The 23,619-nt window shown below is 41.8% G+C and carries 23 protein-coding genes; 14 read left to right on the top strand and 9 right to left on the bottom strand.

All coding sequences use genetic code 11. From position 1 onward, the window contains the following. The first annotated feature begins 3 nt into the window (after positions 1–3). The 10 genes from traU (at position 4) to traT (ending at position 10,185) form a co-directional block, all read left to right on the top strand. A complete protein-coding gene (gene traU / locus WH390_RS15435) occupies positions 4–990 on the top strand; it encodes a conjugal transfer pilus assembly protein TraU (RefSeq protein ID WP_395971595.1) in 987 nt (328 codons plus the stop codon). Between the two features lie 10 nt (positions 991–1,000). After that, positions 1,001–1,423 (top strand): type-F conjugative transfer system pilin assembly protein TrbC, encoded by a 423-nt coding sequence (trbC, locus tag WH390_RS15440; protein WP_052044988.1) that lies wholly within the window; start codon positions 1,001–1,003, stop codon positions 1,421–1,423. Further along, the gene (traN, locus tag WH390_RS15445) at positions 1,416–3,215 is read left to right on the top strand and encodes a type-F conjugative transfer system mating-pair stabilization protein TraN (protein WP_052044986.1); all 1,800 of its coding nucleotides are present in this window, start codon (positions 1,416–1,418) and stop codon (positions 3,213–3,215) included. Before trbC ends, traN begins: the two co-directional genes overlap by 8 nt. Further along, positions 3,212–3,973 (top strand): type-F conjugative transfer system pilin assembly protein TraF, encoded by a 762-nt coding sequence (gene traF / locus WH390_RS15450; protein WP_032116551.1) that lies wholly within the window; start codon positions 3,212–3,214, stop codon positions 3,971–3,973. The genes traN and traF (WH390_RS15450) overlap by 4 nt, the downstream gene beginning before the upstream one ends. Positions 3,974–3,975: 2 nt before the next feature. After that, positions 3,976–4,503: a conjugal transfer protein TraF gene (gene traF, locus WH390_RS15455; protein WP_052044984.1), complete on the top strand. Its 528-nt coding sequence runs from the start codon at positions 3,976–3,978 to the stop codon at positions 4,501–4,503. Continuing rightward, positions 4,500–5,858, top strand: a complete 1,359-nt coding sequence (locus tag WH390_RS15460; RefSeq protein ID WP_032116550.1) for a conjugal transfer protein TraH — start codon at positions 4,500–4,502, stop codon at positions 5,856–5,858. Before traF (WH390_RS15455) ends, WH390_RS15460 begins: the two co-directional genes overlap by 4 nt. Positions 5,859–5,860: 2 nt before the next feature. After that, positions 5,861–6,931, top strand: a complete 1,071-nt coding sequence (locus WH390_RS15465; RefSeq protein ID WP_032116549.1) for a conjugal transfer protein TraG N-terminal domain-containing protein — start codon at positions 5,861–5,863, stop codon at positions 6,929–6,931. Between the two features lie 65 nt (positions 6,932–6,996). Beyond that, the gene (locus WH390_RS15470; protein ID WP_187290970.1) at positions 6,997–8,676 is read left to right on the top strand and encodes a hypothetical protein; all 1,680 of its coding nucleotides are present in this window, start codon (positions 6,997–6,999) and stop codon (positions 8,674–8,676) included. Further along, complete coding sequence (locus WH390_RS15475; RefSeq protein WP_032116547.1) at positions 8,673–9,353, top strand: hypothetical protein; 681 nt, start codon at positions 8,673–8,675, stop codon at positions 9,351–9,353. Before WH390_RS15470 ends, WH390_RS15475 begins: the two co-directional genes overlap by 4 nt. Positions 9,354–9,444: 91 nt before the next feature. Then, the gene (traT, locus tag WH390_RS15480) at positions 9,445–10,185 is read left to right on the top strand and encodes a complement resistance protein TraT (RefSeq protein WP_081932928.1); all 741 of its coding nucleotides are present in this window, start codon (positions 9,445–9,447) and stop codon (positions 10,183–10,185) included. Positions 10,186–10,189: 4 nt separating this feature from the next. Here traT and WH390_RS15485 read toward each other — a convergent pair whose 3' ends face one another. Beyond that, on the bottom strand, positions 10,190–10,432 hold the full coding sequence (locus WH390_RS15485) for a hypothetical protein (RefSeq protein WP_406850764.1): 243 nt from the start codon (positions 10,430–10,432) through the stop codon (positions 10,190–10,192). On the opposite strand from WH390_RS15485, the gene traD reads away from it, so the two are divergent. Together traD and mobF are read left to right on the top strand one after the other, a co-directional pair. After that, positions 10,331–12,319 (top strand): type IV conjugative transfer system coupling protein TraD, encoded by a 1,989-nt coding sequence (gene traD, locus WH390_RS15490; protein ID WP_406850763.1) that lies wholly within the window; start codon positions 10,331–10,333, stop codon positions 12,317–12,319. The genes WH390_RS15485 and traD overlap by 102 nt on opposite strands. 3 nt (positions 12,320–12,322) lie before the next feature. Further along, a complete protein-coding gene (gene mobF, locus WH390_RS15495; protein ID WP_032116545.1) occupies positions 12,323–17,221 on the top strand; it encodes a MobF family relaxase in 4,899 nt (1,632 codons plus the stop codon). 70 nt (positions 17,222–17,291) lie between these two features. Here mobF and WH390_RS15500 read toward each other — a convergent pair whose 3' ends face one another. Both WH390_RS15500 and psiE read right to left on the bottom strand, forming a co-directional pair. Further along, positions 17,292–17,507, bottom strand: a complete 216-nt coding sequence (locus WH390_RS15500; RefSeq protein ID WP_026824204.1) for a cold-shock protein — start codon at positions 17,505–17,507, stop codon at positions 17,292–17,294. A 210-nt stretch (positions 17,508–17,717) separates the two neighbouring features. Beyond that, positions 17,718–18,101, bottom strand: coding sequence for a phosphate-starvation-inducible protein PsiE (gene psiE, locus WH390_RS15505; protein WP_032116562.1), 384 nt, complete (start codon positions 18,099–18,101; stop codon positions 17,718–17,720). A gap of 124 nt (positions 18,102–18,225) precedes the next feature. Between psiE and WH390_RS15510 the strand changes: the two genes are divergently transcribed. Continuing rightward, positions 18,226–18,720: an Hsp20 family protein gene (locus tag WH390_RS15510; RefSeq protein WP_395971307.1), complete on the top strand. Its 495-nt coding sequence runs from the start codon at positions 18,226–18,228 to the stop codon at positions 18,718–18,720. A 39-nt stretch (positions 18,721–18,759) separates the two neighbouring features. Here the strand turns inward: WH390_RS15510 and WH390_RS15515 are convergent, their stop codons facing one another. Then, positions 18,760–19,158 (bottom strand): hypothetical protein, encoded by a 399-nt coding sequence (locus WH390_RS15515; protein ID WP_032116543.1) that lies wholly within the window; start codon positions 19,156–19,158, stop codon positions 18,760–18,762. Between the two features lie 521 nt (positions 19,159–19,679). On the opposite strand from WH390_RS15515, the gene WH390_RS15520 reads away from it, so the two are divergent. Further along, positions 19,680–20,156, top strand: a complete 477-nt coding sequence (locus tag WH390_RS15520; protein WP_395971309.1) for a lytic transglycosylase domain-containing protein — start codon at positions 19,680–19,682, stop codon at positions 20,154–20,156. Positions 20,157–20,187: 31 nt separating this feature from the next. On the opposite strand, the gene WH390_RS15525 is transcribed toward WH390_RS15520, so the two are convergent. The 5 genes from WH390_RS15525 to WH390_RS15545 form a co-directional block, all read right to left on the bottom strand. Then, entirely contained in the window at positions 20,188–21,357 is a 1,170-nt protein-coding gene (locus WH390_RS15525) for a hypothetical protein (protein ID WP_052044979.1), read from the bottom strand. 69 nt (positions 21,358–21,426) lie between these two features. Continuing rightward, positions 21,427–21,603: a Rop family plasmid primer RNA-binding protein gene (locus WH390_RS15530; RefSeq protein ID WP_072012878.1), complete on the bottom strand. Its 177-nt coding sequence runs from the start codon at positions 21,601–21,603 to the stop codon at positions 21,427–21,429. A 48-nt stretch (positions 21,604–21,651) separates the two neighbouring features. Then, entirely contained in the window at positions 21,652–21,906 is a 255-nt protein-coding gene (locus tag WH390_RS15535; protein WP_406850737.1) for a hypothetical protein, read from the bottom strand. Between the two features lie 93 nt (positions 21,907–21,999). Next, positions 22,000–22,428, bottom strand: coding sequence for a ProQ/FINO family protein (locus WH390_RS15540; protein ID WP_032116542.1), 429 nt, complete (start codon positions 22,426–22,428; stop codon positions 22,000–22,002). A 3-nt stretch (positions 22,429–22,431) separates the two neighbouring features. Continuing rightward, positions 22,432–23,421 (bottom strand): Rpn family recombination-promoting nuclease/putative transposase, encoded by a 990-nt coding sequence (locus WH390_RS15545; protein ID WP_032116541.1) that lies wholly within the window; start codon positions 23,419–23,421, stop codon positions 22,432–22,434. Between the last annotated feature and the right edge of the window lie 198 nt (positions 23,422–23,619).

Genomic DNA, 23,619 nt, shown 5'->3' on the forward strand with positions numbered 1-23,619 from the left:
AAAATGCGCCTCTTGCAACTATTGCTCGCTTTTTTGCTATTTAATCCGATGTTATCGGCAAAAGCGTCATTGTGTGAGGGTCGCTGGGTCAATCCCATTACCGATATCTGCTGGCGTTGTCTGTTCCCAATCAGTCTCGGCAATATCAGTTTAAATAGCAGTGAATTACCGGACACGCGTAATCCCTCCTCACCGATTCAGCTATGCCCTGCACCACCGCCGTTATTTCAACGTATTGGCCTTGCGATAGGCTTCTGGGAGCCGTTTGCCATGACCGATGTGACGCGCTCACCGATGTGTATGGTCAATATGGGCGGTTTCACCATTCCGATAGGACAAATTGGCATGGGAAAAGGCACCAAAGGCGCGAATGAAAATCCAGGCGGCATGTACCACGTGCACTGGTACAAATATCCCTTGATTAGCTGGCTTAATATCTTAACCACCATCGGATGCATGCAAGGGGGTGAATATGACATTGGCTATCTCTCCGAACTTGACCCGATGTGGATGGACGACAATCTGGCACTCTTTACTAATCCAGAGGCGCTGCTATTTGGCAATAGCATCGCGCAGTTAGCCTGTGCCGCCGATGCGATTGCCAGTGAAGCCAGCTTGCCACTCGATGCGCTCTTTTGGTGTGCAGGTTCTCACGGCTCAATGTATCCGTTTACGGGGACGATTTATTCGGAAAGCAGTGGCATTAATAGCGCATTGTTACTCACCGAGCGCATGAATTTCAAATTACATCGCCAGGGCATGATTTGGGACACGATTGGCGAAAACAGGGCGGTATGTCAGGAATACCCGACCGTCATTATGCCGAAAAGCCGTTACCGCTATCAAATGGTTAACCCCGTGCCGGATGCCAATCAGTGCCATCCAACCGGTCGCAGTGTTATTCGCTGGCAAACCGGTAAAGAAATGCCAAACACCAAAAAGAATTACGGCTATCTGGTGTGGAAAAAACGCAACTGTGTGGTGCTTTAGGAGGATAACGATGCGAAAACTACCAATATTCTCTCTATTAATTTTACTCGCCTCAACCACTACAACGGCAGAGGAAAGCATGCCGTTAGAAGGTATTACACAAGAAACCGCCTATTTTTTATCCTCCAGTATTCCAGAAAAAACGCTAGTGCCATTATTAAAATCGGCGCAGGCAAAAGGGATTCCGGTCTATTTCAACGGTCTGATTGACAACAGTATGGAAAAAACCGCCCGCTACTTACTTAATCTGATACAAAAATATCAGGTAGCGGGTATCCAGGTTGATCCGCTGCGCTTTGACTATTATGGCATTACCCAAGTTCCTGCGCTGGTTAAACGCTGTGGTAAGGATTTTGATATTGTGTATGGCTCAGTGGCGTTGGAGGAAGGATTAACACAGATTCATCAGCATGGAGCGTGCCGTGATGAATAAAACACTGACCGTGCCGCTCTTTATGTTTGCGATATCGGCTTTTGCCAATGACATGGATAGTGCCGCGAAAGAAGGCTATGACCTCGCCGAACAAACGCAAAAGCAGACAGAATCTGCGCTAAAGGATTTTCAGCCACAAAAGGAATTACCCAATTTTACCGCTAGCCCCAATGAGGCGGATTTCTATCAAGATGCATCGAAAATAGGTAATGCTGCCAATCAGTCCCTAGATGACAGTGAATTAGGCAAGCTCGCCCGTGAAACCTATATCAACAATCCGAAGGATAAAATCGACTGGCAATCGGATATGGTGAAAAACAGCCAGACGATACAGGAAAATGCCGAAGGCATTACGGCAGGCAGTGCCGAGCACTGTAGTAAAAAAAGTATTAGCCAGTCGAGCTTTAAAGCGCATGTTTGTGAGCGGGGAAAAACGATAGTCAGCACCTGTACTAACACGGCAAGTATTGAGTGGACAAGTGAAACGCAAACCAAAACCGTCACCCGCGTTTATCAATTACAAAACTTACCGTTCCATAAGGAAGGGAGGCGGATTGTTGCGGTTATCACGCCGGATGTGGATGGCACGATAGAAAAAGTGACTTACACCTATCAAGGTTGTTACCGTTGCTACCACAGCGTGGGCATTTCTGGGATGGGTAATAGTTTTATTTATTGGCTCGGCGGAAAGGAATCTATTAGCGGTGAGCTAAAGATAACTAACCGAAAATTTATTAAAGGCAAGCCAATTCCGTTTTCACACAATGATAAAAGCCGCTCTGGCGCCTATCGATTTCATCAGCCTGCCAAATTAACCTTGCGCTTTACCGTAAAAGCCAAAGAGACAATCTGGCACCCGAAAGTCGTTTGGACGCAAAAATGCCCCGTTGATAAGGCCAATGCCGTCAAAACCAAAGCCTGGTGCAGCCAAAAAGGGGAAACCCGTTATGTCGTTAAGGAAGGTAAACGTTATCCGGTTACATTGCCTTGCTGGCAGCAATCCGAGCATTGGGTCGTCTCAGAAAACGATGATAATACCTGTACCCGCTGGGAGAAAGACCCCAATTGCATTGAAGGGACACGCCGGTGTTTACAGAAAATCGGCAATTTATGCGTTAAAGAGTCGGTCAAATTCCAGTGCCAGCAAACCACGCAGGGAGAAGGTTTTCTTTGTGGCGCTAAGTTCTACTGCTCAGACGGCAAATGTGCCGCCATTGCCTCGGGTAAAAACAATGATTTTGGTGAAGCGGTATCGCAATTAGCCGCACTCGCCAAAGCCGGTAAAGACATTATTGGGGATGGCAAGAATATCAGTGCCTTTACCGGTAAACCGATGGCGTGTCGTAAAACCGCCATTGGTTTTAGCAATTGCTGCAAAAGCAGCGGTTGGGGACATGATATAGGGATGGCCAGTTGTGACAGTGAAGAAAAAGCCATTGGCAAAGCCAAAGCGAAAGGATTGGTGGTTGATGTTGGGGAGTTTTGTGCTGAAGACGTGTTAGGCGTGTGTTTGCGTAAAAAGCACAGTTATTGTGTGTTTGACAGTAAGCTCGCGCAAATTGTGCAAGCCCAAGGTCGGGGTGGTCAACTGGGCGTCGGATTTGGTAGTGCTAAACATCCGGATTGTCGTGGGATGACCATTGACGAGTTGCAACAGGTGAAATTTGATACGCTCGATTTCACCGAATTCTATGACGAACTTAATAGCCAAACGAAACTACCGGACAGTCAGAAGCTCACTGAAAAAATCAGCCAGCAGATTAAAAACGAGTTACAGGGGCGCAAATCATGAAACGCGTTCTGTTAAGTGGCTTGCTGTTATCGGCGGTGGTTACCGCCAAACCGGACGATGGCTATCACTATTCCCCTGCGGTCGGTTGGCATTGGTATAACGAACCGGTACCGCAACAGGAAACGCCGGAAGCACCGTCATCACCGCAAAAAACGCTGTCAGCCGTGGAAACCATGCAAAAAATTAAAGCCCTGGGCGATGAATTGCGTAATGCCGCGGTGCTCGACCCGAAATCGCCGGAGAAAGTGGCGCGCTGGATAGCATTTCAAAACTACTGGTCGGATAACGCCAGTCAGTTTTCAGCCACCTGGCAGAAGGTGCTACTCCTCAAACCGGAACTCGATTACAACAACCGTCATTCCCATTATAACGCCACCGCAACCCTGTCTTACGCGAACGAACGCAAAGCCCAGGCCACTGCCATTAAAGCCGTCAATGAACGCTATGGGGTCTTTTTCTTCTATCGTGGCAAGGTACCGCTGGACAACAAATTAGCCCAAGTGGTGCGGGAATTTGCCCAGCAATATCAGATGGCGGTGATGCCAATCAGTGTCGATGGTGTCATCAACCCTGAATTACCTAACAGCCAGAAAGACCGAGGACAGGCAGCCAGGATGCAAATTCGCTATTTCCCTGCGCTTTTTTTGGTTGACCCGAGCACGGGTAGTTACCATCCACTGGCTTATGGTTTTATCAGTCAGGATGATTTAGCCAAACGGCTGTTAAACCGCGTCACTGATTTTGAGCCGAGGGATTAACGATGAAAACACTATTTGCTTTTTTTGTACTGCTTTTCGTCATACCCGCTAACGCGGACGTGATTGACAAAATCGCCGCACTTGAAAAACACAAGACAGGGGCGGGGAATAACCCAACGCAACCGCGCACAGTGCCCAAAGCGAAACCACAGACCTTTCGCTTATCAAACGGACAGGCGATTAATATCACCCATTGGCAAATCGTGCATTTTATGAAATCCGATTGTCAATATTGTCAGCAGTTTAATCCCATCCTGAATGCCAACGCACAGCAACTGGGTATTCCGGTTTTTGTCTACAGTTTTGACGGACTCGGTGATAGCACCTTTAACAATGTATTACCGGTAACGCTTGATGTAATTGGTGAGTTTTTCCCTGAATTACCGCAGGTGACCCCAACGGATTTCATTGTTAACACCCAAACGCTGGTCGCCATTCCGGTTTCGCAAGGCATGTTGAGTGCAACGGCCTTCGTTAACCGACTTGAGCAATCGTTTAGACTTGCTGAAAAACTGGGGGTATTGCAATGAAAAAATGGGACTCGTTAATTGCGCTGACGCTTTTTTGTGCCTCCGCTCAATCCGGTATTAATGAAGATTTAAACAAGTTTTTCCAGCAACTCGACAGCAGCAGTGGGGGGAATGTCACCCAAGCGGCGGCGTGGCAGGGACAGGCCGCGGGTTATCTCACGGGTGGGTCGCTGTTTCTGCGCAACCCCGTCAGGCAAATCCAGCTTATCTCGGTGACGTTACCCGAAGTGAAATCCGGTTGTGGCGGCATTGATGCCTATCTGGGGTCATTTAGCTTTATTAACTCAGACCAGATAAAAGTGATGGCCAAACAGATTTTAAGTAATGCCGCAGGTTACGCCTTTGACCTGGCCTTGGAAACCGCACTACCGCAAGTCAAGGCGGTTAAGGATTATCTACAAAAGCTGGCTACCGATATTAACAATACTAATATCTCCACCTGTCAGGCGGCACAAGGGATTATCGGTGGACTGTGGCCAAAAAATCAGGCCAACACCCAACATATTTGTCAGGATATCGCCGGTAATCACAGCGTTTTTGCCGATTGGGCAGCGTCCCGTCAGGGCTGTGGCGTGGGCAATGAAACCAATAAGGTGTTTAATCACGCCAATGACGAAGAGAAAAAGCGCATACCGCGCAATCGTAACTTAACCTGGAGTGCGTTTGAGAAAATTAACCAATTTATAAGTAATGACAGGGAATTGAAGGAGCTGATGATGTCGCTGGTCGGTACCGTGATTTATGGCAATCAGGGAGAGTTATCGGTGTTGCCAGGGCTAGGGGCAAGTGACAGTGTGATGGACGCAATTTTAAAAGGGGGCACAACGGAGGTATATCGTTGTGACGATGTCACGCAATGCCTGAAGCCCACAAAGAGCAAAATCACAGTCACCGCCAGCCATGGCATGATAGCACAAATCCAAAAGTTGTTGTCAAGCCTGTTTAAAAAATCCACTACTGATGCGGCGTTAACCGATAAGGAAACGGCCTTGATTGGCAGCACCCGCGTCCAAATTCTGCGCTACGTGATTGACAGTGCCTCACTCAGTCTCGATGAATCGATAGTCACGTCGCTGGCTGAGTACATCGCCAGCGACATGGTGGTGAGCTATATCGACGGTCTGATTGATTTGGTGGAGGTAGCCGGCGCAGGGAGCCTGAATACCGAAGAAGAAAACAAACAGTTTCAAAACAGCCTTAAAACCGTGCGCGAGAAAATGGCGCAGCGCTTAACCAAAATGCGCATTAATCAAAGTCATCTGCTGGAGCTTGAGCGCAATTTGCACTATTTGCGCCAGCAACTCTCATCGGGTTTGTCTTCCCGATTGATGAGCAACTATCAGTTTGGAGGGTAAAGATGGTGTTAGATACCTGGTTTATCAGTGGCGGCGATATGGTGACCCAAACTTTAAATGCGGTGGCAGCCATGGTCAATCACCGCACCTGGGGTGGGCTGCTTTATCTGGCCGAAACGCTCGGCATTTTAACCTGCGTCATGACGTACGTTAAAACTCATGACTTAAAGGGACTTTTTGCCTGGGGGTTTACCTTTGTGTGTGTCACGGCATTATTGCTCACACCCAAAGTCACCGTGGTGGTCAACGACCTGACGAGGCCGGACAAAATTAATCGGGTGGATAATGTGCCAGTGGGCTTGGCAACGCCACTTTGGTTATTAACGGGTATCGGCCATTCCGTAGCGACATTTTATGATGACTTTTTCCATCTGCCAGACAGTGTCGCCTACAGCAAAACCGGTTTGATGTTTGGGCAAAAACTGATGCAGGAATCCCTGACCTTTCACAGTCATAGCCCTGAAATTAACGCCAATTTCAGCGAATACGTGAAAAACCGTGTCATCCCCGATATCCAGCTAAACCACAAATACAGCTTAAGTCAGCTTCTGAATACTCGGGATATTTATAGCCTGATATTTTCCAAACCCAGCCCCTTAAGAGGGATTTATTATCAGGGGTGGGAGGCTGAAAACACCGAGGGGGCAAGGAGTCAGTTTATGACCTGTCAGCAAGCCACCGTGAAACTTAAAAACCTGCTTAATCTCGATACCACCGGCACCGGCAGCACATTGATGTTTTATGCGCGTAAACTATTTCCCGGCCGCCACGATGCGTCCGTGGTATTACCGCATATGCTGGAAGGCAGCTACAACTACTTTATGAAAGCAAGCCAAAGTGCAGCGGATATTCTAAAACAGAATATCATGATAGCCGGCTTGAGAAAAGGCTTTAACGCTTATGCAGCCGCCATGAATGACCCCGCAGGGTTAAACCTGATTACCACCGAACAGTCGCTGGCCAAAATGCGTTTATCCCATCAAGCCAGTTATCATCTGGCTAGTGAAATGTTACCGCAACTCAATACCGTGCTGTGCTGCTGTGCATTTCGCTCTTTCCGATTATGGCCTTAGCGCTTTTTGTGAGAGAAATAACCTACAAAGTGATAATTAATTACTTAAACATCATGGGCAGCCTCATGTTATGGCCAGTGATGTTTGCTATCTTTAATCACATTTATAATTTTATGATGGCCACCACCCTAAATGGCGAAAATGTGACGTTTTCTAATCTGGACAGACTCACCCAGACCGGCAGCACCACGGCAGGGATTGCCGGCTGGATGATGATGTCGATTCCGTTTTTAAGTTTTAAGCTCTTTACTTCGCTTGGCCAACAGATTGCCAGTGCCGGCTCCTATCTGGGTAACGCCCTGGCTGGGGCAACGACCGCCGATGCGTCAGCGGTAGCGAGCGGCAATTACAACATGGCCAATATGCAGGTGGAAAACATCAACGGCTTTAAAACCGATTTAAACCGCAGTTACAAAGCGGGACTTTCCAGCCAGCAAATCGATAACGGGGCGATGATTAGCACCACTCAAAGTGGTCAGCATATTGTCGATACCACCCAAGCCATCTCGAAACTGCCGTTTAGTCTGGATACCAGTTCGATGCTCGATACCAGCTTTAGTAAAGCATTGAGCAGTCAACACCGCGAGACCGAAAGCTATCATCAGGGCTTAAAAAGTGCCATATCGGACACCTATAATATCTCAACGGCGCTCAGTAACCAGTTTAACAAGCAAGGGTCATTTGAAAATGGGTTAACGGGTGAACAACGTCAGGCGATAGAAGATATTCAGCGGCAATCACAACAGGCGAGATCTTCATTATCATCAAATAGCAGTACAGCGAGAGAAGATAGAACTTCAACGGATAGTACTGATATTGCCGGTTTTGGATTTGGGGCAAAAGGGAGCATGAGTGTTAGTAAGGGATCATCAAACGCAAAAGCGAGCGCGGAATTAGATGCTAACGCAAGGTACAATCATGAATGGCGAGATACTAATACAGACTCCGCTTCAAAAAGCAATAAAACCAGCGATGATATACAAACAGCGAAAGAGTTTTCATCGAGTCAGTCAGCTTCAGTAATTAGAAACATGACCGATAATGAGGTTAGCCGGATTTCCAACGCGGAAACGCGATCTTTAGTCAGAGATTTAAGAGCCTCACTGCAAAATACCAGCGAAAACTTTGCTGGATTCACTGCTAGCCAAACCAAAGAGCAAACTATCTCGGAGCAAGCCAATTTAACCGAAACAGAACGCCTAAGTGCTTCACACCGTCTGGAGCAGGAATTTACCCAGTTTGCTTATTCACGTTTAGGCGAAGCTGAGGCAAGTCATGTGTTAACGGATGCGGGAACACCAGCGGTCAGGGCGCAACGTGAAGCACTGGTCAGCGAGTTCATTGACAGGATAGCCGACGATATCCGCCATAATCATTTTGCAACCCAAGAGGTAGTGGCCAGTCATTATCAGGGTATGCAGGTATCTCACGACGCCAGCCAATATAATCCAGCTGGCTTTAATCAAAGTGCGGCGCAATTGGAAAAGCAAGCCGATAAAGGCCAAATCCGGCAACACCAGACCATTGTTAACCCAGAAACGGGTGAAAGCAATAAGGTCAGCCTACTTGAATCCGCCGAGGCCAATACCGGTGAATATGCAAAAGCGATACGGGCAGAAAAAACCGAGTTTGGGCATAACGTGGCACCCACACAGGATAAAATCACCGCCAATGAGAAGGCGATAAATAAGGAAAAATCCGCTAATCTTAAAAGGTACGAGGATAAAGGAGGAAAATCACAATGAGATTTATTGCATTTATCATCACAATAGTCATCCTCGAAACACTATTTTTGTTCTACTTTAAGCAAGCCTCATCGATGATCGCCATGAGCGTCATTAACCTGAGCGCTGTATTTTGTTTTTTTTCAAAAAATTGGCGTGAAAGTGAGAAAGTATTCAAATACCCTCTGTTCGGTGGCTTTTTTATCGGAAATATTTTAATTCTTTCAAGAGAATTTTTAGAGATATCGGCAAAAAATGATGGATATGTGTTTTCCGAAGTTATCTATGGAGGGATAATACTATCCGCAATCATTTCATTATTTATTGCAGGCGCCATTCTTTTTTCTTACGCCCCTCAAGATTGGCAACGGAATGGATCTTCACATCATTCATCCCATCAGTTTTCTCCCGTTAATAATCAAAATTTAAATGATGATAGCGCTGAAACTTATTATACGTATTCTGATGACGATAGTTTCAGCAGCAGAATAGAAACAAATCCAGCAACAGGCTTATTAAGTTGTGGGGGAATTGACTCAGCTGGAAATATGTATGGCACAAGTAGCCATGATTTTTCATCTTTTTCGTCATCCTTTGACGACACATACAGCAGTTCTTCTAGTTTTGACAATGATTTCAGCACAACAAGTGGGTTTGATCACAATGACCATTTATCAGGGAGTCATCGTGATATTTAATCCTAATATATAACCATTTTTTATCACCTTTTTACTTGAACAGCATTCTGTTCAAGTAATTCCTTATACCTTTAACATGGAGTCTTTAAAAATGGCATACCCTTTTAAGCGTTTAATTTTGGTCAGCTTCATCTCAACTTCACTAGCCTTGACCGGCTGTAGTGCGGTCAGCACAGCAGTTAAAAAACGCAATCTTGAAGTAAAAACCCAAATGAGCGAAACCATTTGGTTAGACCCCGCTTCCCAAAAAACCGTTTACCTGCAAATTAAAAATACTTCTGACAAAAATATGTCGGATTTAGCGAGCTTAATTAGAAAAGCGGTTGAAGCAAAAGGCTATACGGTGGTGAATAATCCGAATGCCGCCTATTACTGGATACAGGCCAATGTCTTAAAGGCCGATAAGATGGACTTAAGAGATGCCCAACGCTTTTTATCACAAGGTTATGAAGGCGCTGCCCTTGGCGCTGCGGTAGGCGCAAGCGCCATGGCTTATAACGTCGATTCCACCGGCGGCGCATTAGGCGTGGGATTAGCCGCAGGGCTGGTTGGCGCGGCGGTCGATGCGATGGTGGAGGACGTGAATTACACCATGATTACCGATTTGCAGATTAGCGCATTAAGTAAAGGTACCAATGTGACAGTAAATGATACCGCACGCTTAAAACAAGGCACCTCCGGCGCTAAATTGCAGACCAGCACCGAAACCACCAACCGTCATAAATACCAGACGCGCATTGTGTCCAATGCCAACAAGGTCAATCTGAAATTTGAAGAAGCGAAACCGGAACTGGAAAACCAGCTAGCGAAAAGCATCGCCAATATTCTTTAATTTCTCAAAAAAATAAAAGCCCAATAAAAATCACCATCTTAATAAAAAATTGGGCTTCCTGTTCAAAGGAAACTTGATTATGAGTCTTGATGCCAGAAACATGACCCAGGGCGGTCAGGTGATTAAATACATGGTGGCCATGTTTATGCAGATTGCCAATATCGTGGCGTTCTGGGTAATTCTGGCCACCATTCTTGTCTTTTTTGCTACCATCGCCGTTCAAATCCCGCTTGAGAAGATGATACACGGGTTAGCTTACTGGGCAATGGATACACTGGTGATACCGCTACAGGAAGCCATTGGCACCAGCGAAGGCGGCACTTTTACCTTTCACTGGCTAAATCCCCGAACCGATCAGGTGGTTGAATTCGAAAAAACCGCCCGCGAGGTACGCCTCGACAGGTATTTTATTCATTGCTATGTGTTATTGAAAGACGCCGCATTCTGGGCGTGGGGCGTTGCCTCCTTTACTTTTGTTGGCCTGATTGTGGCGGTGTTCTGGTGGTTAGGTAAAAAAGGCGCTCAGCAACGTAAAAATGAGATTATCGGCGGTCGCTATCTGGCAAATTCGGTAAAAGAAATTAACCAGTTTTTAAAAGCCAAAGGCAAACTTTCATCGCTTAAAATCGGTGATTTGCACCTGGTTGAAAACAGCGAGCAACAAAATTTTGGCTTACATGGCACCGTGGGAACAGGGAAAAGCACCGCCATTAATGACCTATTGACTCAGGTAAGACAGCAGGGGAAAAGAGCCATTATCTACGATAAAGGCAATAACTTTATCCCGCTTTTTTATCGGGAAGGCAAAGATATTATCTTAAATCCGATGGATGCGCGTTGCCCTAACTGGGATTTATGGCGCGAATGCCAAGACCGCGCTGATTTTGAAACCTTTGCGCTGCCCTTATTCCCCGATGCAAAAAGTGGTGACCCGTTCTGGCTGATGTCTGCTCGCCTGTTGTTTGTGGCGACCGCTGAGCATATGCGTTCACATCCTGACCGCTCGATTAAAAAATTATTGCAGCGGTTATTGTCGATTTCGCTGGCTGAATTGCATGATTTTGTACAGGGCACCGATGCGGCTAATCTGGTTGATGGCAGTATTAAAAAAACCGCTATGACCATTCGTACCGTGTTAAGTGCTTATGTGAAAGCGCTGCGCTACTGTCAGGGATTGGAAAAAGAAGGCAAGCCGCCATTTTCTATTCGGGAATGGGTACAAAATGCCGATGAAGATGCCTGGATTTTTATCTCCAGCGATGGTCGCTTACACGCTGCCTTAAAGCCGTTAATCAGCACCTGGCTTAATATCACCATGCAATCCGTGCTAGCCTTACCCCCGAGTAGAGAACGACGTATCTGGACGATATTAGATGAGCTACCCAGTCTTCATAAACTGCCCGTTATTCTTGATTACCTCTCGGAGGCGCGTAAGTTTGGTGGGGCAACCCTTATCGGCATTCAAAACTTCTCACAACTGGAAGCGAACTATGGCGCTCAGGAAGCACGTGCGATTTGGGATTTAGTTAATACTACCTTGTATTTCCGTGCCCCCAGTGGCAGTGTCGCCGAGTGGGTACAAAAAGAACTAGGCGAAACCCGTTTGCTGAAATTCCGTGACCAGTACAGTTATGGTGTGGATACTATTCGGGATGGTGTGAACTTCTCGAAAGAAGATACCCGCGAAAAAATTGTCAGTTTTTCCGATATTCAGAATCTGGATGATTTGCAGTGCTTTGTCTCGCTTCTGGGCGATGTACCGATTGTCAAACTCACCTTGGAACATAAAACATATAAAACGATTGCCGCAGGGAAAATTGAGCGTGATGTCTCCGCCATTTTTGATAATCAGATTGAGCAGGAACTGAATAAATCGGGAATTGAAAATAAAGTGGATAAATTGGTCACCGGTCGGCGCACGCAATCAGACCAAAGCAATCAAAACCAGACCAACAACCCGCAGACGATGGAAATAACACCCCCTGAACCCGCGCATTACATTGAGACCGTTAACTATGGTGGTGTCAAGGCGACTGAACCCGTTTCTGTTGTTAAAAGCAATGATGTTATTCAAAACATACAAGAGACTAATATCAACTTAAGAAAAACCCAAGCTACCGAGAAGGAGATTTAGCCTATGCTCTCGGTTAAAAATCTCACTAGTGGTGGGGCAGCTACAAGTGCTAACTATTATGAGGAAAAGGATAACTATTACTTTGTCGGTGAAGAAGGGATACAGTGGTTTGGTAAAGGCGCTGAACGGTTAGGATTAACCGGCACGGTGGATAGAAATACCTTTAAACAGATGCTGGAAGGGAAACTAACGGACGGCACCGATTTAAGTTTTAATGTTAATGGTAAAAATAAACATCGACCAGGCTATGATTTAACCTTTTCTGCTCCTAAAAGTGTGTCGGTATTAGCGTTGGTTGAAGGTAATACCGCGGTGCTTGATGCACATAAACAGGCGGTGGTGTCAGCACTCAAAGAGATTGAAAGCGTAACCTCGACCCGTTCAATGACAAAAGGAGTCACGCAAACCGAAATCACCGGCAATTCGATTGCTGCGCTTTTTCTTCACACCACTAATCGTAATCTCGACCCTAATTTACACACACATGCATTATTAATGAATGCCACCTGGTCAGATAAAAAGGGGTGGAAAGCGCTGTCATCAGATAAGATAAACCGCAGTGGATTTAGCGAAATCATTAACGATTTACAGGTTACTTTTGGCGCTATTTATCGCCAGCATCTCAAAGAGAGCTTACAAAAGCAGGGATTTTCTTTTGTTTCAACGGGGAAAAATGGTTTATGGGAAATAGAAGGCGTACCCACCGAACCGTTTTCATCCAGACGCAAAGAGGTTGTTGAAGCAGTGGGTGAAAACGCTTCCGCCAAACAGAAAAGTGCTGCCGTGTTAGCTACCCGTAAGGCAAAAACTTTTACTAATGTCGAGACACTGCATAAAGAATGGCAAGCGGCGCTCGCAAAAACCGGTTACTGCGCGGATAAAGTGAAAAAAGCAGAAAACCTCAACCCATCTACGCCTGTGGTTAACCTAAAAGAGGCTATCTCACAATCCATTAAGGTACTGTCAGATAAAAACACCCGATTTTCCTATGATGCATTATTAACCCATGTCATTAATCGCATCCCTTGCCAGCCGAAAACATTAGAAACATTACGGGAGGAAATTAACCAGGCGATTAAACAGGGAAATCTGGTGCCACTTAATTCAGAAAGCACGCTGTTAACCACAGAAAACCACCTTAAACAGGAAAATGAGGTTAGCACACTCATTCATCAGTTGCGGTACAGCAAACATGAGTTAACAACAACACAGGAAAGCGCATTAGCCAAAAATATTATCCAAAACAATGTTAGATTTAATCTGGTTAATCTTAAAGGCGGGTTTGCCCATGAAGTTCAGGTTATCGACGAAATCCATACCCTTGCCAAAGAAAATAAGTTAAATACCGTTATTATTACGCCCAATAAAAAAATCAGCGATAAATTGCAAGAGCATGTCAATAAAAAAGTAAAAACCATCAGCATTGATGACTATTTAAATGACACACAGAAAAATAAAAATAAACGGCAATTAATCGGGATTTACCAGTCTGAACATCTCCCCCTTAATAAAGTCGCGTCATTACTCAGTCGTTCCTATGCCGAGGGTGACACGATTATTGCATTAGATAGCGACAGCCGTAAAAACAAAGGACTGACCAATGAAATCGCACGAGCACTCGGCGCTGAACCGATTAATGCCTTTGAATCCAATGCCGATAAACACCTCTATTTTATTCCTGAACAGGACAAAACGAACAGAATACAGACCGCTGCTAATCATTTTGCTAACTTTTATGCCTTAAATAAGGAGGTCATCATTCAGGCAGGCAATAACCCAACAAAAGAAGCGATAACCACACAAACCCGTAATATTTTAATCGAAAAAGGATTACTGTCTGAAAACAAGAGGGTAGTGACCACCAAAAAATCGATATTTTTAGATATGGCTAACCGCAATCAGCGTAACACCTATAACATCGGCATGATACTTGAGCGCACAACAGAAAATGAACGGCAGCAGTATCAGATAAAAAGTATTAGCAAACAAAGTAATAAACTCCTGTTACAGGATAGTGAAGGTAACACGTCTGCGCTTTCAATTAATAAAATCGATAGTCACTACCGTCTCTTCAAGGTACAGGAGATGGAACTGCGAGAAGGTGATAGAGTCAAATCAACCGGTGTGTTTGGCCAGAATATTCAGGCGGGTAAAACCTTTACCATTACCGAGCTAAAAAAAGGCAATTTTTTATTTGCCGATAAAATCATCATGGAAGATGAACACGGCAAAAAAGCGTCATTTACCCCAAAAGCCGATAGCAAACTGGAATACCACTACTGTGAAGCGTTTGGGAATAGCCTTGATAAAAATCAAACCGTGATTGCGGTGTTTAACGAAAAAGAGGTCAATAATTCGACCATCAATCAGATAAGGCGAAGTGGAAAAAACATTATCGGCATTACCGGTTTAGATAGCGATAGTATCCAAAAACGGTTACAGCAAACTGAAATTAGCACCACCGTGCTCGCTGATATCCAGCAAGGCAATGAATCATTCATAAAAGCCGCCGATGTCGCAAAACATAATGTCACCCCTGATATCCAAAAACAGCTAAACATCGCCATTGACCGTCGGACAAAATCAAGTATGGTTTTTAATAGTCTGGATGTGATTACCGATGCAGCAAAATCAAGTGATTTTTCGTTTAATGATTGTATAAATGCTTTTAAACAGCGCCTAAAAAAAGGCGAAGTGAAATGCGTGGATGAAACAACACACGAGCTTTATGGTCGCTTTATTCGCAAAGACGATTTTGATAACGAGGTGAAAATCCTCACGCAGATTTTACAGGGCAAAAACAGTCAATTACCGTTAATACAAAATAAAGAAAAACGGCATTTTACCGGATTAACCCAAGGCCAACAAAAAGCCGCCGAACTGGTTTTAACCTCAAAAGACCAGACAATCATGATACAAGGCTATGCCGGTGTCGGGAAAACCACCCAGTTTAAAACGGTAGCACAAGCCCTTAACGATAATCGACCTGATGTGAATATCGTCGGCCTCGCACCCACCCACAAAGCGGTCAATGAATTACAGGCAGCGGGCATAAAATCCCAAACCATCGCCAGCTTTCTGATGGAAAAGCACCAGAGCAACCTCAAAACATCGTATAAAAATACCCTGTTTGTGATTGATGAAAGCTCGATGATTGGCAATAAAACCCTGGCAGAATTACTACTTAACATCACGGATAATGCAGGGAGAGTCGTCCTCTCAGGGGATGCAAAACAGCTAAAAGCCTTCGAGCGGGGCGCCCCTTTTGCCCTCGCCTGGCAACGCAGTGCCGCCGATAAAGTCGTGATGGACGAAATCGTCAGACAGACACCCGAATTAAAACCCGCTATTGAAGCGATAATTGCCGGAAACACGCAAAAATCACTGGATATTATTCAGCAGGTTTCCCCTGACCGAGTAGCAAGGGATAATGGTGCTTTTATTCCCGAAAGCGCAATCATGAAGAGCGCTTCATCAGGTAAAGCACAGGAAAACGACAATCAAATGATAAAAATGGTGATTGATGACTATGTGGGTAGAACGAAAGAAGCGCGTGATAATACGGTGATTATCACCCCGTTAAATGCCGACCGAAATCAGTTAAATGAAAACATTCATGAGGTGATGCAAAGTCAACAGAGGCTGGGTAAATCAGCCCGTGTTCCTATTTTACAACGCATTAACCATCAGGAAGCGGATTTAAAAGATAGCCAGTTTTGGCAAAACCAGTTGGGGCACATCGCAAAAATCAATCAACATTATTTTGAAATAACAGGAGTTTCAAAAGAAGGCATTGTTAGTCTGGTAAATCGGGAAAATAATCAGGAGAAATACCTGTCACCGCTTGAAGTAAATCCTGCCGTCGTCGCGCTCTTTGAAGACAAAACCATTGAAGTCTCAGAAGGTGAAAAAATCCGGCTCACCACGACCGATAAAGACCGCAATATTGCCAATAACGACAGGGGCATGATAAAACGGATTGAGGACGATAAGCTCTATATTGAGTTAAACGGCAAGCTCGTCACCTATCAACCACAAAAAGAATATGCCGACAGACATCTGGATTACACCTATGCCATCACAAGCTATGCTTCACAAGGCGCGTCTTATCCGTATGTCATCGTCTATGAAGTGGCGAGTACCATCGCTGCAATGGATAATACCTATGTGGAATTATCCCGCGCAAAAGAACACGTTCAGCTTTATTTATCAGATGGCGACGCCTGGATGAAAAACCTGACAAAAAATTCCGGTGACAGAGTAACCGCGCATGACATCCTGAACAAACAGGAAGACCAACTGGCTAGAAATGAAATCAGAATTTGGGATAACAGCAAAGAAGTAGGCAACACCAAATTAGCGCAAAAAATCGACCAAACCCTGGTTGAAATCGCCAGATTCTCACACCATCACCGACCAGAATTATTATTACCTGTCAACAACGAACACGGCATTCAGCGAGGAAATCTCCATATTCCGGTTGGCGTTTATACAGGGAAAACAGACATCGAAGAAGCCACTTACAAAGGTGCATCCGATGGTATCTATATCGTACTAAATAAGGGTAATGATGAGAACAGCGTTAACCTCTATTCACTATCACAATTTGATGAAGCCTTAAAAAATGATAAAAAAGACCATTCGATTGTGATTGAACTGGATAATATCGCTAAAAATGAAATACCCGAAAGTTTACCGCAAGATAGAGAAATAGAAAAAATTAATGATAAGCAGGATATAACATTAGAATCGGCACTACTGCATGATGATGAGAAAATACCCGATCTTCAACTCGAAGAAGAACCACCGAAACTGGAAAAAGAAAACGATGAAATGAATATTTCATATCATCATGAAGACGAACAAAAACAGAAAATCAAAGAAAAAGAGTATGGAGATTAATTTTTAATAGGTACTAAATGTGATTATCGCATAGTATAAAGATATCTATGCGATAATATAAATTAATGTACTAGCATAAGGCTATTACATTAGTTGCCGAAGGTCCTTTATGGCCACTTTCGACTGAGAAGTTTACTTCTTGCCCTTCATAGAGCGTTTTATAATCATTACCCTGAATCGCAGAATAATGAACAAACACATCCTGACTGCCGTTTTTAGGTGAAATAAATCCAAAACCTTTATCCGCGTTAAACCACTTAACAATACCTGTGTTGATGCTTGACATATAAGTTCCTTAATTTTGTTAATTAATCAAAAATCTCAAAGATTAACATGATTTTACTAATGGTATTTAATCAGAAGGAACTCATTAATGAAGAGGTATTATGATATCGCTAAATTTTGAATTACTTAAAATTTTACTAATAAAAAGAGATTGTTAATCCCGAAACTAGACTTAATTAACTCATACTTTATCTTTTTAATCAATAGTTTTTTATTCTACAAGACGTTTTGCGTTAGCTAAATACAAGGCTAAGACCATGAATAATATCGATATTGTATAAATCAATACAGAAAATGGATCTTTATGTTCTACGATAATTAATCGAATGATAGCAGTAATACCGATATATACAAAATATTGTAAAGGAAAATGATACAAAGAATTAAAATATTTAATTATCAATGCGATAAATTCAAAATAAAGAAAATAATTAACGATCCCTTCAAGCAAAAGATAAGTCTGGGCTGGATTGGCTGACCTGAATAATAGTAAAGCTAAAGTAAACGTTTCTTTCATCAAAAAAACAATCAAAATAACAGCTAACAATAATAAACTGAAACTAATTATCCATTGCAATATGCGTGATATTAATATTTTGTTATATTTAGTGGTTTCATAAACTATAAAATCCCCTTGAAAATAAATAAGGTTACCCCCATTTAGCATTATAACTGAACAAGGTAATATACGAATCAATAAGCGCAAAAAGGAGGACAATATGGCTTATCGTTCTTTTTCTCTTATTCCTATGCTAAGTGATAACCTGTTATCGGATAGATTTACGCAAATGGATAAACTGTTTAGCAGAATAACCGGCGAGAAACCTTTATCAGATGTTCCATCTTATAATTTATACCAAAAAGATAAAGAAAATCTCGAACTCACCGTAGCAGTTCCTGGTTATAAACAACACGAATTAGATATATCGGTGCTGAATAATAAACTGACCATCAGCGGAAAAAGTGAATCGGAGAAAGAGGAAGAGAGTAATGACAGCAAAACTGAAAAATGGCTACATAAAGGTATTGAGAAAAAAGGTTTTTCGATGAGCTTCGACCTTGACCATCGCATCAGAATCCAAAATGCCAACTTAGCCGATGGTTTGCTAACATTAACCTTTAATTACGAAATACCGGAAGAACAAAAACCACAAAAAATCGCTATTGGTCAAACGTCTCAACCAGAAGTTATTGAGCACAAAAATAACTTTTAAAGCCCCTAATTTCAGGGGCTTTAAAATAAAAACATTGCCCTATTTCTGTTTAAAAAAATAATTAACTTTGTAATCCACTTCACTAAATTTTTTCTTCACTACATCGTAGCCATATTGATTCATCATTCGTTGATCGATATCTTGAGGTTTAGTATTAGCAAACTCAAACATAGAATCAACTCTTAATTCTGTTTTAAGGACAGCATCAGCAATTAGAGCCAGTTTTTCATCCAAACTAATATCTTGATTACCCCCTTCTTCTCTTTTTTTCTTTAAAACTCTTGCACCGATTTTTAACATATCTAATGCGATAGCAGTACGATTTGCTGTCGATTTGTTCTCACCATCTTTTAATTTTTCATCAATTATTTCATCAATTAAATGCAAAATCGTGAAAGGGATTGTTAATGTCATTCGATGAATATTTTGTTCTTTCATAAAAAATTTTCCTAATTTTATAAAAATAAGACTAATTATTGTTTAATTTTTAACCTTTAAAAAACATCTAAAAACATGCTATAATATGTTTATTAGCATATAATGTAGAAAAACGCTAAAAATAAGCATTATTTAATGCATTTTATAATATGTTTATAAACATTTAATAAAATTAAAATAAGCATATATTTAATATTTATTCTTTATTAACAATTAGTTAAATAAATATTCTTATAATCATTTTAAAATATGTTTATTAGCATTTGTTTTTTGTGATTAAAAAATATTCATATTAAATATAACTAACTGAAATTAAATATAAAATTATGCAAAATTAATTTTGCAAGTGATGTGTGTGTGTGTGTGTGTGTGTGTGTGTGTGTGTGTAAGTTAGTAGTAGAAAAAGTGAATTTGGTGAGGTAATATTGATAGTCTTTATTGGAATTTCTTTAAAAAACTTTTTGCTTTATAGGGGCGACAATATGCCGAATTGTTCTTGATTTTGAATAAAGAGCTACGTGATGAAAATTAAAAATTTAATGTGGCTATTTTTTCTTTTTATCTCAAAGTTATCGCTTGCCGATTGCTTTGATAAAGCCGGAAGTTATTATCAAATAGACCCCGATTATTTAAGAGCGATTGCCAGACAAGAATCAAACTTTAATCCACATGCAAAAAACAAAAATAAAGATGGCTCGTTTGATTTAGGCGTGATGCAAATTAATAGCAAAACCTTTAACGCCATAAAAAAAGAATATCCTAAATTATCTGAAAATGACTTAATCAATCATCCTTGTTTAAATATTCATATCGGGGCAATGATTTTAAGTCGTAACTTTGCTCTCTACGGCAAAAATTGGTTAGCAGTTGGTATGTATAACGCAGGAATGCGAAATACCAATACATCAATTAAAAATCGTTTCCACTATGCAAATAAAATTTACCAATACTATAATCAGATTAAAGAAGGAGAAATGATCAGTAAACACCTACAATAAAAAATATATTCTCCTATAACATTTTCTTAAATCAAAAAAATAAACTATCAATACAACAACTATCATGAGCAGGAAGAGAACGAAGAAATTTTTTAAGTCTCTTGATAGAATCAATTTTTTTAATTTCCTTATCTACATTACTCGTCTCGATTTTAATCTCTTCGATATATTCACTCATTTTTTCTTTGATTTTCTTTTTACTCGATGCAGAAAAATTTTTCCAAACATAACTCTTGACACCTTGCCGGTTAAAAATGTCCTGATGCGTTAAATTTAATTCCCGTAAACGCATTTCTAGAAGATGACTAATATGCAAAAGGGTCTCACTATCAAACTCATACGCTTCATCACTCACGTATTGACTATACATACTAATGAGGGTAACAACGTCACCTTTCTTTTTAGCAATGGAAAGTGATTGCATAATCTGATGTTTTTCTGCCTTTTTAGCTAAATCTGTTTCTTTATCGGGATGAATAACATTAGCAATCTTTTTGTAAATTTTATTTAGCTCACTCCCTCTAAAAATCTCAGTGATTTTAGTGCCTTGTTCTTCGCCTTCCTGATAATAATTAAACTCAAAATCTGCCCAATCCCGCTCTGAATTTTCCCAATCTTCTTTCTCTTCAGGATGTTTTTCTAAATAAGCATCCTTAATGCCTTCAATCAAATTGACTAAATCATTTTCATTTCCCGATCTGAAGGTATCTCTAATTTCATTATGGGGTAATTCAATATCATTACCAAGCGTGGCTTTTAACATTTTTTTAAAATCATTACAGGCTTTATCCAAAATTTTTTGATTCTCTTTGGCAAAATATTTTTCAGCATAATTGTCGAGATCTTCGGCAAGTGAACTGAGGGTCTCAGGATTACAGAAAAACGGGAAATCATATAAGAAATATAACTGACTTTCTAAGTACTCAAAAAGACTCTCACGATCTTTCGAATTCAGATCGCACTTATTACTCAAAAAAGACATAAAATGCTTGACACGTAAACAGCGAATATCTGCGAGTGTTTTTTCATGAGGCAAAACAATCTGTTCATATTCTTGATATAAACTATCGACTTTCAATTCCGCTTTTTGATTACGTTGCTCGTATTGTTTTATTTTATTCCATAAAAAACGGATAGTATCAGCCTGAGACTCGGTATGTTCTTTATGCGAAAAATTTCTTTTTAAGAGAATTTGATTCATATGAAATATTAGTGTTATTTAAGTAAAATAAAAGCATAACATGAAGACATTATTGATAATAATTCTTTATCATCTTTCCAGTGTTCGTTTCAAATTAAGATAAAGCACCTCTGCCATGTCGTGCAAATCTTCGCACTCATCTGCACAATCATCCAGATTAAGCTGATTGAGCTTATCTAAGAGGATTAAGATTTGGCTTTTGATAAAACCTGCCATATTCAGGGCGGTTAGTTCTTGTTTTGTCATTGATTGTTAAAAACGTTCAGTAAAATTAAAAAGGAAATAGATATTAGGTTATTCTACCCGATGATAAGGATTTTTTCTTTTCCGGCGCTGTCTGTCAATGGCATGGAGCTGTGAAACTCCGGTAAGTAAATCAGAAACGATTTTCATATTTTGCCCATTAAGTCGATTACCCAATCCGCCCCAACGCTGAATAAGCAATAAATCACCAAATAAATCATAACAGAGTTCCGCTTCATACCAGCGAGAATCATTTTCCCAACGCCAAATCATAGGTTGATGGGATGACTTATTTCGTCGTGCCAAACGTTGCAAATTATCTTCAACATCCGCTTGGGTGACCTCTCCGGCTATCTGACCTTCTTTGTCATAACGAAACGCGCCTAACTGGATAAGGGCTCAATAATCAGCGTGATGACCAATACTCCCTAAACAGGCTCTCAAACGCTTTCTAGCTATCGGTAATGATTTTTCCTTCACCTCCTGCCACATATCCTGCTGGATACCAATTTTCATTGGGCGCAACTTGCCATCAGGGAAAAGATAAGGCCAAAAAGTGGTTATCTGGGAAATAGCTTCCTCTAACGGCAGTCTCTTTTTGGGCGGAGTAGGTGGTTTTGGAATTTTAACCTTCACTGCCTGTTTAGATTTAACGACTGATTTCTTGGGCTGCTGTTTTGCTACTTTGGGAGGATGAGGCTTTTTTGCCTGTTTTTTGGGCGTAGCGTTTACCCAGACCTTTTTACCGTAAACGGGGTTACTTGAGGTCTGTTCTTCCTGTGAAGCTTTTCTTGGGCGATTGAGGCTTAATTTTTGTCGTTCCGTCATCATTTAATCTTTAAACAGGGTGCTCATTTCAGTATCAGTCAAGCCGGTAAATTTCATCACAGATTGTCTGTCCATGCCACTTTCAAGCATTTGGCGCGCTATCTTTATGGATGCCTGTTTTTCGCCCTCTTGAATTCCTTCAAGTTTGCCCTTTTGCATCCCATTTTGTTCACCAATTTGAATACCTTTTTGAATACCTTCTTGAACACCATCATTTTTACCTAGCTGATAGCCTTCTTGTTTTAATGTTTGAGCAATAGTCATAAGTGCCCCTTCGTTTTTCTCTGATTGTTTAGCTATCTCGGTGATAAATTCCATTGGCTTTTGTGAATTCCCTTCTTGGATGAGATAATTAAACAGGGTAATGACTTGATTATCAGTATAATAATTATACGATAACAGTTTAACAATACTATCCAGTAATTCTGTCATATCCCTTCTGCGGATGTGTTTCTGTATCAATTCCAGTAAAGCCATTCGCTTATGCTTCATAATCTCACCATCGTCAAGCGTGGTGACATCGACTAGCTTAAATGGTTTTGTGTATATTTTTTCAGCAATATCACGCCCACTAAAACAGTCTAGCCAATCTGTACTATACGGATGAGGACTCTTTTCACCGCAATAAAACAGGATGGGAAAAACGAGTGGTAGCTCCTTGTGCACTGCTTCCAGATGCTTTTGCATCGTAGCCATACAATAACGCATGAGTCGCCATGCCATCAGTTTATCCGGTGTGGATTGGTGCTCAATCAGCAGATAAATATAACCTTGCTCTTGTTGGGTATTAACAGAATAGAGAATATCGCTCTGGTAGTTTCTCATTTCACTATCAACGAATGAGCCAGATTCCACTTTAATACTATCCAATTCACACAGCGCTTTAATCTCATCTGGTAGCCAGATAGCAAAGAAATCTTTAGCCGTCTCTTTTTCACTTAAAAACTGCTTGAATATCGCGTCATGTGGCGTTGGGGTAAATTTTTTACTCATCCGATATCTTCAATAATTGCTCGCTTCAGATTGAATTATGGCAAACAAACCCGCTATATTAAATACGCTATTTATTCATTACATATTAGATATCATAATCCAGCCACACAAAAACGCACCCTATCTTCTCAGGTGCGTTTATTTTTTGCTATTGGCAACTTTTCATGACTAATCACAGGAAAACGGCTCAAAATCGAT

Source organism: Candidatus Arsenophonus nilaparvatae (assembly GCF_045346035.1).
Classification (GTDB): Bacteria; Pseudomonadota; Gammaproteobacteria; order Enterobacterales; family Enterobacteriaceae; genus Arsenophonus; species Arsenophonus nilaparvatae.